The sequence below is a fragment of the Lysobacter sp. KACC 24251 genome, from assembly GCF_057747755.1.
On the sequence record NZ_CM173222.1, the window covers coordinates 348,618 to 363,707 of the forward strand.

The window sequence follows — 15,090 nt, forward strand, 5'->3', positions numbered from 1 at the left end:
CGCGACAGCGAAGTCAATACGAGACGGCCATCAAAAATCCGTTGACACCGTCCGGGGTGGGGGGTAGTTTCGAATGCCGTCGGGGCACACTACATCTTGTGGTCGTGTCGGCGGGGAATCCCAGTCGTAGGGGTTCGCTTGGATCGGTAGTGCGGCCCTGGGGAGTGGCGCGTGAACGAAGCCAGCATGACCTTTGGCCCGGAAAAACAGCAGCGAACGCGGCGCGGATGACGCAGCCGCGGGCAAGCGCGTCGGCGGATGTCCGCGGGCGCGGGAACAACAAGAAACCATGGTTGCGGATGCCCTCCGCAGCCACAATCACGGAGACAGGACAGGCATGAGCACCGTGCGCCTCGAGGCGGTAAAGATGGTCACCACAGCCAGGGAAATCCCGATGCAGCCCGCGTCCACGGACATCTGGGACAAGAAGTACCGGCTGAAGACCAAGACCGGCGAGGCCCTGGATGCCGACATCGACGGCACCTACCAGCGCGTGGCGAAGGCGCTGGCCGAGGCCGAGCCGACCGCCGAGAAGCAGCAGTACTGGCAGGAGCGCTTCACCTGGGCGCTGCGCCGCGGTGCCATCCCCGCCGGCCGCATCACCTCCAACGCCGGCGCGCTGGAGCACAAGCCCGCCACCTCGACCATCAACTGCACCGTGTCGGGCACCATCGAGGATTCGATGGACGGCATCCTGGAGAAGGTGCACGAGGCCGGCCTCACGCTGAAGGCCGGCTGCGGCATCGGCTACGAGTTCAGCACGCTGCGCCCGCGCGGCGCGTTCGTCGCCGGCGCCGGCGCGTACACCTCCGGCCCGATGTCCTTCATGGATATCTTCGACAAGATGTGCTTCACCGTGTCCTCGGCCGGTGGCCGTCGCGGCGCGCAGATGGGCACCTTCGACGTGTCGCACCCGGACGTGAAGGACTTCATCCGCGCCAAGCGCGAGGACGGCCGCCTGCGCCAGTTCAACCTGTCGCTGCTGATCACCGACGGCTTCATGGAGGCCGTGCACAACGACGCCGATTGGCCGCTCGTGTTCCCGGTCAACATCAAGGAAAAGGACGACCTGGACCTGGCCGACGCCACCCAGGTGGTCTGGCGCGACTGGCCGGCGCACCGCAACTACATCACCCGCGACGACGGCCTGGTGGCCTGCAAGATCTACGGCCACATCCGTGCCCGCCACCTGTGGGACATGATCATGGTCTCGACGTATGACTACGCCGAGCCGGGCTTCATCCTGATCGACCGCGTCAACGAGATGAACAACAACTGGTGGTGCGAGAACATCCGCGCCACCAACCCGTGCGGCGAGCAGCCGCTGCCGCCGTACGGCGCGTGCCTGCTGGGCTCGGTCAACCTGACCAAGTTCGTGCGCAACGCCTTTACCGACCAGGCCGAGTTCGACTGGGAGGAGTACAAGGAAGTGGTGCGCGTGTTCACCCGCATGCTGGACAACGTGGTGGAGGTCAATGGCCTGCCGCTGCAGCAGCAGCGCGACGAGATCATGCGCAAGCGCCGCCACGGCATGGGCTTCCTGGGCCTGGGCAGCACCGTGACCATGCTGCAGATGAAGTACGGCTCCAAGGAGTCGTGCGAGTTCACCGAGCGCATCGCCCGCGAGATGGCCGTCGCCGGCTGGGAGATGGGCCTGGAGCTGGCCAAGGAAAAGGGCCCGGCGCCGATCATGGAAGAGCGCTTTGCCGTCACCGCCGAGATGCTGCGCAAGCGCCCGGAGATGGTGAAGGACGGCTGGAAGATCGGCCAGGAAATCCCCGGGAAGGTGCTGCACGCCAAGTACAGCCGCTACATGCAACGCGTGGCCAGCGTGGCCCCGGAACTGGTGGACGAGCTGGCCGACGTCGGCGCGCGCTTCACCCACCACAGCTCCATCGCCCCGACCGGCACCATCAGCCTGTCGCTGGCCAACAACGCCTCCAACGGCATCGAGCCTTCGTTCGCGCACCACTACAGCCGCAACGTGATCCGCGAAGGCAAGAAGTCGAAGGAAAAGGTCGACGTCTATTCGTTCGAGCTGCTGGCCTACCGCGAGCTGGTCAACCCCAAGGCCATGCCGTTTGCCGAGGACGAGGCCGCCAAGCTGCCGGACTACTTCATCTCCGCCGACGACATCACGCCCAAGGAACACGTGGACGTGCAGGCCGCCGCGCAGAAGTGGGTGGACAGCTCGATCTCCAAGACCGCCAACGTCCCGACCGATTACCCGTACGAGGACTTCAAGGACATCTACACCTACGCCCACCAGCAGGGCCTGAAGGGGTGCACCACGTTCCGCTTCAACCCGGCCGCCTTCCAGGGCGTGCTGGTCAAGGAAGCCGACCTGGAGAACACCACCTACCGCTTCGAGCTGGAAGATGGCACGGTGCTGGAGGTCAAGGGCAACGAACAGATCGAATACGACGGCGAGATGCACACCGCCGCCAACCTGTTCGATGCCTTGAAGGAAGGCTATTACGGCAAGTTCTGATCCTTGCGGATCACGGTTGGGGGCGACCGCAACGCCCCGCGCGGAAACCGGGCCGGTTCCGTGGTCACGTTCCTGGCCCCGCGTGCGCGCGCTTCACAGCGCGTTGCACGCGCAGCAGGTATAGCATCGCTCCGGTAACACCCAACTTCTGTACGCATATGCCCGCAAGGAGGGCTGCATGAGCAACGGTAATGGAGTGACGGCGACCCTGAACCAGGCCGCCGAGAACGTGATGGAAACCGCCAGCAACATCGGCTCCGCGATTGCCCACACCGCCGAAGGCGCCGTGTCCAAGGTCAAGAAGACCGCGACCAAGGCACGCAAGGCGGCCAAGAAGGCCGTCGGTACGGCGAAGAAGAAGCTCGCCAGCGCCAGCGCCGCCGCCAAGAAGGAGGCCAAGGTGCTGAAGGCCAAGGCCACCGGCAAGAAGACCGCCGCCAAGAAGGCCACCAAGAAGGCTGCCAAGAAGGCCACCGCCAAGAAGGCGGCGGTGAAGAAGGCCGCCAAGAAGGTGGCGAAGAAGGCGACCGCCAGGACGGCCGCGGCCAAGAAGGCAGTGAAGAAGGCCGTCAAGAAGGCCACCAAGAAGACGACCGCCCGCAAGGCAACGGCCAAGAAGGCTGCGAAGAAGGTCGCCAGGAAGACCACCGCACGCAAGGCGGCGGTCAAGAAGGTAGCCAAGAAGGCGCCGGCCAAGAAGGCCGCGAAGAAGGTAGCCAAGCGTCCCGCCAAGAAGGTCGCGAAGAAGGCCGCCAAGAAGAAGTAAGCACGTCCCGGTACCGAACCTCCCCTGCGTTGCAGGGGAGGCCCGGACCACCCCACACCGCAACACAGCCGCAATACCGCATCAGGAGCAGGGCCGATGGCCGTCAAGATCGACAAGAAAATCAAGGGCTACAGCGTCGTGACGCCCGAGGACAAGGCCAAGCAGCAGGCCCAGGCGGAGGCTGCCAAGAGCGCCGCGCCGGTTGAGGCCCCGGCCGACAACGTCATCCAGATGCACGAGCGCATCGAGCGCCCGGAAATCCTGATCGGCAGCACCTACAAGATCAAATCGCCGCTGTTCGAGCACGCCCTGTACGTGACGATCAACGACATCGTGCTCAATGCCGGCACCGAGCACGAACTGCGCCGCCCCTTCGAGATCTTCATCAACTCGAAGAACATGGACCACTTCCAGTGGATCGTGGCGCTGACCCGCATCATGAGCGCCGTATTCCGCAAGGGCGGCGACGTGACCTTCGTGGTCGAGGAAATGAAGGCCGTGTTCGACCCGCGCGGCGGCTACTTCAAGGCCGGTGGCGTGTACATGCCGTCGCTGGTGGCCGAACTGGGCGCGATTGTCGAGGACCACCTCAAGTCGATCGGCATGCTGCACGACCCGGAAATGAGCCCGGAGCAGCGCGCGCTGATCGCCGAGAAGCGCCGCGCGTACGAAGACCGCTCAAAAAAAAACTCTGACGTAACCGACCTGTTCCCCGAGCCAAAGGTGGCCGAAGCCCCGCGAAGCGAGGACGTGGCGGTCACCGGCGAAGGCGCCTCGTTCCCGCCGTCGGCCACCATGTGCCACAAGTGCAGCCAGAAGGCCGTGGTGATCATGGATGGGTGTGCGACTTGCTTGAACTGCGGTTACAGCAAGTGCGGGTGAGGGTGGCGTAGGATCGAAACAAGAAGAAAGGGCCCGGTGGGCCCTTTTCTTTTCTCTGGTGGGGTTCGGACCACCCGGAATTATCGAGGACAGCGGGGGAGCGGCCCCCGTTGCACTGTCACCAGATCAGATCGTCAGGCACCTTGAACTGCGCGTAGTACGCATCGTCCTCGGACGTCGCGGCCGCCTGCTCGGTGCCCGCCGCCTGCCCATGATCCAGCACGATCATGCTGGCATCGCGTTCCCGCACCTTCTCGGCCGCTACGCGCGGCAACAGCTCGTAACGCTCGCCCAGACGTGCGATCACCAGCGCGCCTGACGCCAATTGCTTGCGCAGGTCATCGTTGACCAGCAGCGTGCGGATGGCGCCGTCGGCCGTAAAGCGATACTCGCTCTCACCCGTGCGCGGCACCTTCCGGTCTTCAACGATCTGCCGCGCCTGGGCCCGTAACTCGTTGGCGCGTGCCTGGGCCTTGCGCTCCGCCTCCAGCGCGCGGTCGCGCTCCGCCTTCTCGGCCCGCGCCCGCTCGGCTTCCAGCTGGATCTCGTTCGGCGCGGCCGGGCCCTTGGCATGCCGGGCCTTGTTCTGCTCGCGCGCCACCTCGGCCACCTTGGACTTCTTGACCAGGCCCGCCTTGAGCAGCTGTTCCTGTAGCGGATTCGCCTTCGCCATGTTGCAGTGTCTTGTTCAGGGTTTCCGGCCCATGATACCTGCCGTGCCCACCGCCCGCCCTCGATCTGCCTGCCGATGCAGCCCTTGAAATACCTTGCCGGTTACCCGCCGCACATCCTGGAGCGGGTGCACGCGCTGATCGCGCAAGGTCGGCTAGGCCCGATGCTGGCCGACAAGTACGGCCAGGCCCACGCGGTGCGCAATGACGGCCAGCTCTATGACTACGTCCAGGCGCTGAAGGACCGGCACCTGCGCAAGTCGGTGCCGCTGGGGAAGGTGCTTTACGACGGCAAACTGCAGGTGATGAAGCACGCGCTCGGCACCCATACGGCCATCTCGCGGGTGCACGGCGGCAAGCTCAAGGCCAGCCGCGAGATCCGGATCGCCAGTGTGTTCCGCGATGCGCCCGCGGAGTTCCTGAAGATGATCGTGGTGCATGAGCTGGCACACCTGAAGGAAGCCGAGCACAACAAGGCGTTCTACCAGTTGTGCACGCACATGGCGCCTGACTACCACCAGCTGGAGTTCGATCTGCGCCTCTACCTGACGCAGCTGGATGTGGTGCCGTCCATCGCCCCGTGAATAGTGCGAGGATGGAACGATGAAGCTGCTCCTGGTGGGTTCAACGGGTCTGGTGGGACGCCACGTCCTGGCCCAGGCGCTGGTGCACCCGGAAGTCGAAACGGTCGTTGCGCCGGTGCGTCGCGCGATGAACGCCGCGCCCAAACTGGTGGCCCCCATTGTTGATTTCGATGCCCTGCCAGAGGGTGCACCGTGGTGGCAAGCCGACGCCGTCATCTGCACGTTGGGTACTACCATGCGGGTGGCGCGATCCGAGCAGGCGTTTCGCCGCGTCGATCATGACTATCCCTTGACCGTGGCGCGCTTGGCGCGCCGGCATGGAACGCCGACCTTCGTGCTCAACTCCGCATTGGGCGCCGATCCCAACTCGCGCGTGTTCTACAACCGGGTCAAGGGCGAAGTGGAGCGTGAGCTGGCCGACGTCGGCTTCCGTTCGCTGACACTGGTCCGGCCTGGCCTGATTGGCGGCCAGCGCGAGGAGTTTCGCCCCGGTGAGCGTGTGGGACTGTTGGCGCTCGGAGCCCTGCGGCCGCTGCTGCCGCGCCGTTGGCGGATCAATCCGGCGGACCAGATTGCACGGCGCTTGTTGCAGGCGGCCGTCAGTGCCACGCCGGGCGTCCACGTTGTGGCATCGGCGCACATGGTCTGAGCACCGGCGGGCTGTCCATCGCGCCGGGACATCCCACGTAACGCATCGAGCCCGCGGATTCCGAGTTCACCTACCGGGCGCCCTCAGGCCGCGGACGCCTGCGGGCGCGCATCACGTTCCATGTCCTCGAACCACTGCCCCAGGCGCGCATGCGCGGCCGCACTGGTGGTGTGGGCGTACATCAGCTGCTTGAAGGCCGGATAGTTCGGCTGGGTGCTGGGCACGTAGATATCCATCCAGTAGCCAAAGTCGTCGAACCTCAGTACGTCCGGCTCCAGCTTGGCCTGCAGCACTTCGGCCGACTCCGCAGAAAGTGCGTAGCCGCGTGAGAGGAACTGCACCAGCCGGATGCCGATGCGGTAGTCCACGGCGGTCTTGCGCGGGTCCATGATCAGGCGGGCAACCCGATCCTCCAGGTCCTGCTTCGCCGAGGGGAACGGGTTGAGGATGGTGTTCGTCCCAAGGCAGTAATAGAACGTGTTGATGGTGAAATCCCGGGACAACGCATCCTGCACCAGCGTGGCGCCGCCCCTGAAGGTGACGTCGTCGATCTCCCCATCGATGTCGTCGCAGTTGCGCATGATGGTCACGTCGACCGAGTCCACGTCGCCCAGCACGTAGGTCAGCCCGAAACTTTCATTGACCTTGGTCTTGACCCCGGCCGTCACGCCCTCCAGCGCCTTCATCGCCTCCTGGATGGGCGTGGTGATGGCGATGTCCAGGTCGCGCGCCGGCAGGCCCTGCGCCCAGTTGCGCACCGCGCCGCCGACGATGTAGCACCCGATGCCCGCATCCAGCAGCCTTTCGTAGATGTGATTGACGCGCAACTCCGGGGCGCTGTTCAGGCGCCGCTGCAGGTCGGCCCGGACCAGCGTTTCATCCAGTGCCAGGTCGGTGCGGAAAGCTTGGTTCATGGCTTTGTTCCTAGTTGATGGTGCGTATCGCCACGTCCGAGACCGGCACGGCCGTGCACGCCAGGCAGTAGCCCTTGGCACGTTCCGCGCTGGACAGCGTGGAGGTTTCCATGTGTCGTACCTGCCCGCGCACCACCTGCACCTTGCACGTCTGGCACAGGCCGGCGCCGCAGCCCGAGCCCAGGTGGATGCCGCTATCGGCCAGCGCTTCGAGCAGGCTGCGGTCCTTGCGCGTGGTCAATGCGGGCGCGCCGTTGACCTCGATGCGAATGTCACCTGAGTCGCCTTCATCCGGCACCCGCGGCACGAAGGTCTCGGTCTGCATGCGCTCGGGCGAGAGGCCCGCGCGAGCCTGCGCCTGCCGGGCCGATGCGATCAGTCCCGTCGGCCCGACGCAGTACGTGCGGTCTGCGCCGATCATGCGTTCGGCGAGGTCGTCCAGGTGTGGGCGACGCCAGTGCACGGGCAGCCCGTCCAGCGGTGCCTGGGTGGCGGCAACCCGGGTCACGAACAACTCGGGCTTGAACCAGGCATGCGCGCGGGCCAACTGCTGCAGCTTGGGCAGGAAGATGCACTCCTGCAGTGATCGGGTGACGTAAACCAGCTTCAGCATGGCCGGCGTGTTGCCGGCGATGCCTTCCAGGCAGGACTGGAAGGGGGTGATGCCGCTGCCTCCCGCCACGAAGACCACGTTGCTCGCGGGCAGGTGGGAGAAGTCCATGCCGGCAAACGGGCGGGACACGCCGATGCGCCTGCCCGACACGCCGTTCCGCCACAGGTCCTCGGTCATGCGCCCATCCGGCACGCGACGGAAGGTGATCCGGAACGGTTCTCCCGGGCGCGGCGCGTCCGACACCGTGTAGGTGCGGACCAGCGGTAGGCCATCGATCCAGGTACGGATGCCCACGTGGTCGCCCGGGCGGAACGCAAAGTCCACGGCCGGGCGGATCATCAGGGATACGGCGTCCGTCGCCTCCTCGATCCTGCCGACGATCTCGGCTTCAATCCATTGAATCATCTGTGTGCTGCTACTGGGTCTGTGGGCGGCGCGGCGGGGGGCGCCTCAGTGGGCGGTGGATGACGTGCGCCACCATTCGACGACGGCATCGTCCAGGTTGAGCGGCTTGACGTACTTCGCCGCCTCCACCCGCGTGCGCATGGCGGCACCGTCCGCATAGGCCTGTCCGTTGTTGGCGAACAGCTTCTGCACCACGTTGTGGAAGACAGGGCCGTTGACGTTGAATCGGGGCGAGTCGAACGAGTGCTCGGGGTGGAAGGCGAACAACGTCTGCCCGCAGCCGTACGCATGCCGGGAGTGGCTGCGCGGGTAGCACGCCGCGTGCGTGGTCACGAAAAAGCGCTCACCGCCGAAGGTGAACTGCCACCCGGCCACGCCCACGTCATCAGGCACGAGGCCGCGACTGTCTTCTAGGCGCGTGAACCCGTCAAGCAGCCGGAAGGTGCTCTCCTGCAGGGCGTCCAGCGTCGCGCCGGCGTGGTCAGGCAGAGCGACCACGAACACGTCGAGCCCTTCGTGCCGCGAGATGCGGGCGAAGCGGCGCAGATGCGGTGCAATGGCGACCACGTTGGCAGCAAAGCCGATCCCGTCGTCCCATTGCGGCGCGCCCCACACCTTCGCCCGCTTCGCGAAGGGGCAACTGGTCTGCTGCTGCACGTGCCGGAAACCCGTCAGCACCGGGGAAGCGGCGGGGTCGAACTTGCTGGCAAAACGCGAGGCGTCGCGCGCCATGCACGCATCGATCTTGGACTGGATCTGGTCGGTGATCCGCAGGTGCAGGGTCGCGCCCAGCCGCATCAGCCGCGCGTGGAAGCGCGCCACCAGCATTTCCACCGTCTCGTGCGCTTCGCTTGCCTTGGGCGGTTTGTCGCCGTCATAGGCATTCACCCGCCGGGCGAGCTCGCCAGCGATCTCCAGCAGCGCGGCCAGGCTGTCCTGCGCGCCCAGGGCCGGTAGGGCCGCGACCGCTTCCGGGGCCAGCACGTCGTGGCGTTCCGGCAGCACCGCGCAGTACTGGTTGGCCAGGCAGGTGGTGATGACGAAGAGGTCCGCCATCTCATCGGCGATCTCCTGCACGTCCCCTGCCCGCAGGGCGGCGCCCAGCTCGCCCAGTTCCTCGATGACCCGCAGCATGGCGCTGGGGGCGCTCCAGTAGCCCCCCAGCCGGCTGACCATCCGGTCAACCTGGGCCTGCAGTTCGCCATACGCAGCCGGCGCGGGCCACAGCCGTTCGGCCACGGCCTGGGGCGCCGCGGCAATGTGCTCGATGGCCGCGGTGACGCCCGCCTGCTCGAAGTCGGCGCGGGCGACGGTCCCCGTCAGCACCGGAAGGAAGTGGCCTTGGCCGTGGTTGCTGACCGCCTGCAGGTCAACATGGCTGTCGCCGATGTAGACATAGTGGTCCACGTCCAGGGTCTGGCAGCACAGCGCCAGCGCCTCGGGGCTGGGCTTGGTGGCGCTGACATCGTCGCCACCCACCACGCAGTCGAACAGCGGCGCCAGCGCGTGGCGTTCCAGCAGTTCCTCCACGGCCTCCCGGTACTTGGAGGTCACCAGCGCAGTGCGCAGCCCGTAGCCGCGCAACTGGGCGAGGGTGTCAGCCACGCCGGGGTACAGGCGGGTGTTGGCGGTGAGGTGGGTGGGAACCGCTGTCAGGAAGTGGCTTTCGAATTCGCGTTCGGCCGCATCGGCTCCGTGGTCGCCGGTGAGGAAGCGGTATGTCTCGGGCAACGACAGGCCGATCGAGCGCCTGATCCGTTCCGGTTCGGGCAATGGCTTGCCCATCGTGGTCAATGCGTGCTCAACGCACAGGCGGATGCCATCAGAGGCGTCGCATAAGGTGAAATCGAGATCAAACAGTACGGCCTGAACCACGGGGGTACTCCTCGCCGGCGCGCACATGCACGTCGAACGGAATGGTGTTGAACGCCCGCGCGTCCGCGCCGAGAACGGCGAGCGGAAGGGGCGAGTGATGGCCCGATGCGGGCAAGTGGGCGGCGAGGCGCCCGTCAGTGTGTGGCGGTGGTCTTACGCATGTCCCATTCCTTTGAGATTCCGCGCCCGCCTGTCAGCCAGTTTCCCGGGTTGGGAAACGCGGTCTCAGTCCGTTGAGCGCGTGCAGTACATCGATGAAGGGGCGGATATATAGCACGCAACCAGACCGTTGTCTTGGGCCTTGCGGCAGGGGTGCGCACAGCCCGCAGGGGGTGCGTCGCCGTTCGCGGTGGTGCATGCGTGGGCCGGTCGCGGCACAGGTGCCGCGACGCGGGCTGGATGCGGTGGCCTGCGCGAGGCGAGCTTCCGCGCGGCCGCCGCACGGTGACGATGCCGCCGGGCGAGAACCCCGGCGGCATCCTCGGCCTGTGCGGCTTACGCCGCCAACGTCGCGCTGTCGATCACGAAGCGGTACTTCACGTCGCTCTTGACCATGCGCTCGTACGCGGCGTCGATCTGCTGCACCGGAATCAGCTCGATGTCGGAGACGATGCCGTGCTCGGCGCAGAAATCCAGCATCTCCTGCGTCTCGGCGATGCCGCCGATCAGCGAGCCGGCGATCGCCTTGCGCCCGAAGATCAGCGCGGCCACGTTCGGGCTGGGGTGCGCATGCTCCGGCACGCCGACCAGGCACAGCGTGCCGTCGCGTTTGAGCAGGCGGGTGTAGGCATCCAGGTCGTGGCTGGCGGCCACGGTGTTGAGGATGAAGTCGAAGCTGCCGGTGTGTGCCTTCATCTCGTCGGTGTTGCGCGACACCACCACTTCGTCCGCGCCCAGGTCATGCGCGTCCTGGCGCTTGCTCTCGCTGGTGGTGAAGGCGACCACGTGCGCGCCCATCGCGTGCGCCAGCTTGATGCCCATGTGCCCCAGTCCGCCGATGCCGACGATGCCGACCTTCTTGCCCGGGCCCGCGTTCCAGTGACGCAGCGGCGACCAGGTGGTGATGCCGGCGCACAGCAGTGGCGCGACGGCGGCCAGTTGCGCTTCGGGGTGACGGATGCGCAGCACGAACTTCTCATGGACCACGATGCGCTGCGAATAGCCACCCAGCGTGTGGCCCGGCGCGTCAGGGGTGGCGCTGTTGTAGGTGCCGGTGAACCCGTTCTCGCAGTACTGCTCCAGGCCCTCGTCGCAGGCGTGGCAACGTTGGCAGCTGTCGACCAGACAGCCGACGCCAACGGTGTCGCCAACCTTGAAGCCGCTCACATCGCTGCCGACGGCGGTGACATGGCCCACGATCTCGTGGCCGGGCACGCAGGGGTACAACGTGCCGCCCCATTCCGAACGTACCGTGTGCAGGTCGGAATGGCACACGCCGCAGTAGGCGATGTCGATCTGCACGTCGTGCGCGCCGGGGGCGCGGCGCTGGATGTCGAGAGCTTCGAGCGGTTTGTCGGCAGCGTGGGCGCCGTAGGCCTTGGTGGTCATGCGTGGCTCCGGTGGGGGCGTGGGGGTGCCGGTTGATTATGCGACCGGCGCCGTCGCCTGGCGTGGCTGTCGCGAGACCCCATGCGGAAATACGAAAACGGAGAAAGGCCCGGGACGGTACCCGGGCCTTTCCCTGTCACTCCTGCGGGCTCAGTTGAGCTGGCAGCTGGCGGGCTTGCTGGAGGTGAACAGCGCCGGGCTTGCCCACTCCGGGTGGTCGATGAACGGGTTGCGGTTGCCCTGGAAGCTGTAGATCACTTCATTGCGTTCGCGCTCGGCGGCGTCGACCGGATCCGCCTGGTGCCAGGCCAGCAGCGTGGACAGCAGGCCCATGTACGCGGGGGAGGCGGAGGTGATGACGATCTTGCTGCGGTCGTCGGTCAACTCCAGGTCGGGCTCTCCCTGGCCATGGGTCGGATGCACACCGCCTTCGTAGCGGATCGCCATGTACAGCACCGCGCGCGCGATGTCGCCCTTGCGGTGGCCCCACACCTCGAACGAGCCGCCGTTGCCGTCCGGCCCCTTCACCCAGTTGGAGTTGCCCGGGTACACGCCGCTGCCGCCGCCAAAGCCTGCATTGGCCTCGGTGGCGCGCTCGCCGCATCCGCCGGAAAGCGCGCAATTGGCATAGGGCTTGTTGCCGCGGTCGGCGTTGTAGGTGGTGTCGGTGAGGTACAGCATGTGGGTGTCGGTGTACGGCGCGTAGGGCAGGCCCTTGTCACCGGTGGCGCTGCCAAAGCCCAGCGAGTTCGGCCAGGTGTGCTCGCGGTTGTAGGTGATGCCGGTGCCTGTGCCCGCGCGCTCGCTGCCCTTGATGTAGCTGCGGTTGCGGTAGGCGTCGAGGATGCGGCCCGCGTTGTTCGGGTCTTCGTCGGCGATCTCGAGGATGTCCCAGGTGTCGGTGGTGCTGGCGCTGTACGGGTAGGCGGTGTGGCCCTTGATGGTCTCGTGCAGCGAGCAGCGCAGCTGGCTGGCGCTGCTGGTGTTTACCCGCGAGTAGTAGCCGGTGCCGCCGCTGCTGGCCACGGTGAAGTTGGCCACCGTGTTCTGCGCGGGGGATGCGCCACCCGCATCGAACACCTTGCTCGCGTCGATGGTGAAGGCACAGCTTTCGCCGCCCGCCAGCGTGGCGCCGGTGGTGATGGTGAAGCTGGTGCCACTGGCCGGATGGGTCAGACCCACCGCGCCGCTCTGGCTGCACTGCAGGGCAAAGGCACCGCTGGTGAGTCCCACCGACTCGCTGAAGGTCACGACCAGGTCGGTGGCCGGGGCCACGCCGGTCGCGCCGTTGGCCGGCGAGGTGGACACGACCGTCGGCGCCGGGTTGGCCGCGGCGAAGCTCTGGCCGTTGTTGCACGCGCCAAAGGTCTGCGTCGCTGATGCCTTCCAGCTGAAGTTGGCATACGTGCTGCCGCTGCCGCCCAGTTGCAGCGAGGTACCCGCTGGCGTCGAGCCGGTTTCGGACACGGGCAGGTTGGTGCTGGTGCGGCCGGCCGCAGGGCCACTGGAGCCGGTGACCGTGCCTTCGTAGCTGATGAACTGCACCAGTTGGCCGCTGCCGTTGACCAGCGCGATGGCATCCGGCGCACCGTTCTGGATGCCATTGCTGGGGTAGCTCACGGTGGCGATGCGCACCGTGCCGCCGCAGGTCACCAGGCTGCCGGTGGGCACCAGGTCATTGTCATAGGACGTCGCCGCCGACGGCGTGGCGCCGTTGTACAGGTAGATGCGATAGCCGCTAAGGCTTTCGCCCGCGGTGGCCACCACTTCGACCTTCTCGCCGACGTCGCCGCTGCTGGTGGCGTCGTCGTAATGCAGTTCGTTGATGAAGACGTCGGCGGACGCTGCCAGCGGCGATGCCGCCAGCGCGAGGACCAACAGCCGGCGCGCCATGCGATGTGGATGTGTGGACATGCAAACCCTTCCCTGCTGACGATGAAGCCGCCGACTCTAGCTGTCGAACATGACGGATTGCGCTCGGCGGGCGGTCCGACCCCCGGCCCGCCCGCCAAGGCTAGACTATGTGGGGCGGTCCTTCCCTGGGCCGGTCGTACAAGGGGACATCGCATGCGGAAAGGATGGGGTCGGCTGCTGGTGGCGGCCGTGGTGCTTGCGTCTTGCCTATCGGTGCAGGCGGGGGAGAAGCGCGAAATCTCGAAGAGTTCGTCGAAACCCGACCCGAATGCGCTGAGCTGGCCCTTGCCCTGGCAGCCGGGCATGGTCCTGACCTACGACCAGGCCTACGAGTCGGAGGAATCCAAGGACGGGGAGTCGATGCGCATCAGGTCCACCGACGTGCTGGAACTGCGCATGAGCGAGCGTGCCGGGGGCGGCTGGGTCCAGCGCTGGACCGGCCGAGCGCCGCAGGTGCAGACCGAGGGCTTGCCGCCGCAGATGCAGAAGTTGATGGCGGTGGCGGTGGAGTCGTTCCGCGACCTGCCCATCGACATCGCCCTGGGCCCCGAGGGTCACTTCGAGAACGTGGCCAACCTGCCCGACGTGCAGCCGCGCTACCGCCGCGCGCTGCAGGGCATGTTCGATGGCGTGTTGGGTGAGTTGAAGGGCAAACCCGGCGCCAGCGAGGCGGAGGTGATGTTCGCGCGCATGGTCGACGCGATGTCGGCGCCGGCGGTGCTGGAGTCACAGTTGGGCGAGACCCCTGCGGCCTACAACTTCGTCAGCCGCGGCGGGCTGGTGCCCGACCGGCGCTACGACTACGACGACGAATACGCCAACCCCCTCGACGGCGAGATGATCGCCAGCAGCAACAGCCTGCTGCTGTCGCGCCCGGCCGACGACACCAAGGCAGTGGATGTGCGCTGGACGGTGCGCCCGGACCTGGACGCCATCACCGCGGTGATCGCGCGGTTCGTCGACCGCACGCTGCAGGGCCAGGCGCCAGCGGGCAAGGAGCGCGAGGCGATGGTGGCCAAGCTCAAGGCAGACGCCGAGTTCGTCACCGAGGTGACCTACCGCGTGGATCCGCAGAGCGGCATCGTGCAGCGCATGGAACTGGTGCAGCGCAAGCGTTTTGGGGGCAAGCAGGAAACCGAGCGCACCACGCTGGTGTTGCGCCGCTGAACCGCGTTGCGGCGCTCAGGCCATCAGGCTGGGCGCCTCGAACGGCAGCAGGGTCGCACCGGTGCGGGTGATCGCCGGTTCCACCTTGGACAGCAGCTCATGCGAGCCGTCAACCACCACCAGGATGCGGCCCGCCTCGATTTCGCCTTCGAAGCGGCGCCGGATCGGATCAGGCAAAGACGCGCCCGCCAGCGCCGACGCCCAGCAGCCGACCATCGCCCCCGCGAGTCCCGCGGCCGCCGCTCCGGCAAGGGTGACGCCCAGCGGCGGAATGGCGAACGCCACCAACCCAACGAGTAGCCCCGTTGCGCCGCCGTAGCCGGCGCCGCGCACCGCGGCGGGCATCATGTCGGTATCGGCCTCCTTGCGCTCGTTGGGAATCGCGGCGAGCTCGATGTCGGAGCGTGCCACCAGCAGCAGGTCGTGGTCTTCGACGCCCGCGTCGCGCGCGGCGTCCATCGCGGCCTGGGCGCTGGCGATATCGGGCGTGCTGAACACATGCCGGGTCTTCATCGCGGCTTCTCGCTGGGGGAGCATGCATAGCCTTGTACCGCCACTGTTATCCATGCGTGACGGCGTGAGGGCCCAGCCTGGCTCTTGGTTGCGACGCC

Annotated in this window: 13 protein-coding genes; 6 read left to right on the forward strand and 7 right to left on the reverse strand. The window is 66.8% G+C overall.

The genetic code is table 11. The features are described from left to right. The first annotated feature begins 337 nt into the window (after nucleotides 1-337). The 3 genes from AC3ARF_RS01585 (at nucleotide 338) to AC3ARF_RS01595 (ending at nucleotide 4,139) form a co-directional block, all read left to right on the forward strand. Nucleotides 338-2,491 carry an adenosylcobalamin-dependent ribonucleoside-diphosphate reductase gene (locus tag AC3ARF_RS01585; RefSeq protein ID WP_498929678.1) on the forward strand — a complete coding sequence of 718 codons (2,154 nt, stop codon included), beginning with the start codon at nucleotides 338-340 and terminating at the stop codon, nucleotides 2,489-2,491. Nucleotides 2,492-2,669: 178 nt separating this feature from the next. Then, entirely contained in the window at nucleotides 2,670-3,257 is a 588-nt protein-coding gene (locus tag AC3ARF_RS01590; RefSeq protein ID WP_498929680.1) for a hypothetical protein, read from the forward strand. 96 nt (nucleotides 3,258-3,353) lie between these two features. Next, a complete protein-coding gene (locus AC3ARF_RS01595) occupies nucleotides 3,354-4,139 on the forward strand; it encodes a TSCPD domain-containing protein (RefSeq protein WP_498929682.1) in 786 nt (261 codons plus the stop codon). A gap of 118 nt (nucleotides 4,140-4,257) precedes the next feature. Here the strand turns inward: AC3ARF_RS01595 and AC3ARF_RS01600 are convergent, their stop codons facing one another. Continuing rightward, the gene (locus tag AC3ARF_RS01600) at nucleotides 4,258-4,812 is read right to left on the reverse strand and encodes a DUF2058 domain-containing protein (RefSeq protein WP_498929684.1); all 555 of its coding nucleotides are present in this window, start codon (nucleotides 4,810-4,812) and stop codon (nucleotides 4,258-4,260) included. Between the two features lie 75 nt (nucleotides 4,813-4,887). Here AC3ARF_RS01600 and AC3ARF_RS01605 point away from each other — a divergent pair, with 75 nt between their 5' ends. Both AC3ARF_RS01605 and AC3ARF_RS01610 read left to right on the forward strand, forming a co-directional pair. After that, complete coding sequence (locus AC3ARF_RS01605; RefSeq protein WP_498929686.1) at nucleotides 4,888-5,394, forward strand: M48 metallopeptidase family protein; 507 nt, start codon at nucleotides 4,888-4,890, stop codon at nucleotides 5,392-5,394. 19 nt (nucleotides 5,395-5,413) lie between these two features. Beyond that, a complete protein-coding gene (locus AC3ARF_RS01610; protein WP_498929688.1) occupies nucleotides 5,414-6,043 on the forward strand; it encodes a Rossmann-fold NAD(P)-binding domain-containing protein in 630 nt (209 codons plus the stop codon). Between the two features lie 83 nt (nucleotides 6,044-6,126). On the opposite strand, the gene AC3ARF_RS01615 is transcribed toward AC3ARF_RS01610, so the two are convergent. The 5 genes from AC3ARF_RS01615 to AC3ARF_RS01635 all read right to left on the reverse strand — a co-directional run bounded on the left by AC3ARF_RS01615 (nucleotide 6,127) and on the right by AC3ARF_RS01635 (nucleotide 13,291). Continuing rightward, nucleotides 6,127-6,957: a nucleotidyltransferase family protein gene (locus tag AC3ARF_RS01615; protein ID WP_498929690.1), complete on the reverse strand. Its 831-nt coding sequence runs from the start codon at nucleotides 6,955-6,957 to the stop codon at nucleotides 6,127-6,129. 10 nt (nucleotides 6,958-6,967) lie between these two features. Beyond that, nucleotides 6,968-7,975, reverse strand: coding sequence for a 2Fe-2S iron-sulfur cluster-binding protein (locus tag AC3ARF_RS01620; protein ID WP_498929691.1), 1,008 nt, complete (start codon nucleotides 7,973-7,975; stop codon nucleotides 6,968-6,970). Between the two features lie 45 nt (nucleotides 7,976-8,020). Continuing rightward, a complete protein-coding gene (locus AC3ARF_RS01625) occupies nucleotides 8,021-9,850 on the reverse strand; it encodes an HAD-IA family hydrolase (RefSeq protein WP_498929693.1) in 1,830 nt (609 codons plus the stop codon). 495 nt (nucleotides 9,851-10,345) lie between these two features. Continuing rightward, nucleotides 10,346-11,398, reverse strand: a complete 1,053-nt coding sequence (locus AC3ARF_RS01630) for an NAD(P)-dependent alcohol dehydrogenase (RefSeq protein ID WP_498929695.1) — start codon at nucleotides 11,396-11,398, stop codon at nucleotides 10,346-10,348. Nucleotides 11,399-11,548: 150 nt separating this feature from the next. Then, entirely contained in the window at nucleotides 11,549-13,291 is a 1,743-nt protein-coding gene (locus AC3ARF_RS01635) for an endonuclease (RefSeq protein ID WP_498931940.1), read from the reverse strand. A 174-nt stretch (nucleotides 13,292-13,465) separates the two neighbouring features. On the opposite strand from AC3ARF_RS01635, the gene AC3ARF_RS01640 reads away from it, so the two are divergent. Further along, nucleotides 13,466-14,479: a hypothetical protein gene (locus AC3ARF_RS01640; protein WP_498929697.1), complete on the forward strand. Its 1,014-nt coding sequence runs from the start codon at nucleotides 13,466-13,468 to the stop codon at nucleotides 14,477-14,479. Between the two features lie 15 nt (nucleotides 14,480-14,494). On the opposite strand, the gene AC3ARF_RS01645 is transcribed toward AC3ARF_RS01640, so the two are convergent. After that, the gene (locus tag AC3ARF_RS01645; RefSeq protein ID WP_498931942.1) at nucleotides 14,495-14,992 is read right to left on the reverse strand and encodes a hypothetical protein; all 498 of its coding nucleotides are present in this window, start codon (nucleotides 14,990-14,992) and stop codon (nucleotides 14,495-14,497) included. Nucleotides 14,993-15,090 lie beyond the last annotated feature (98 nt).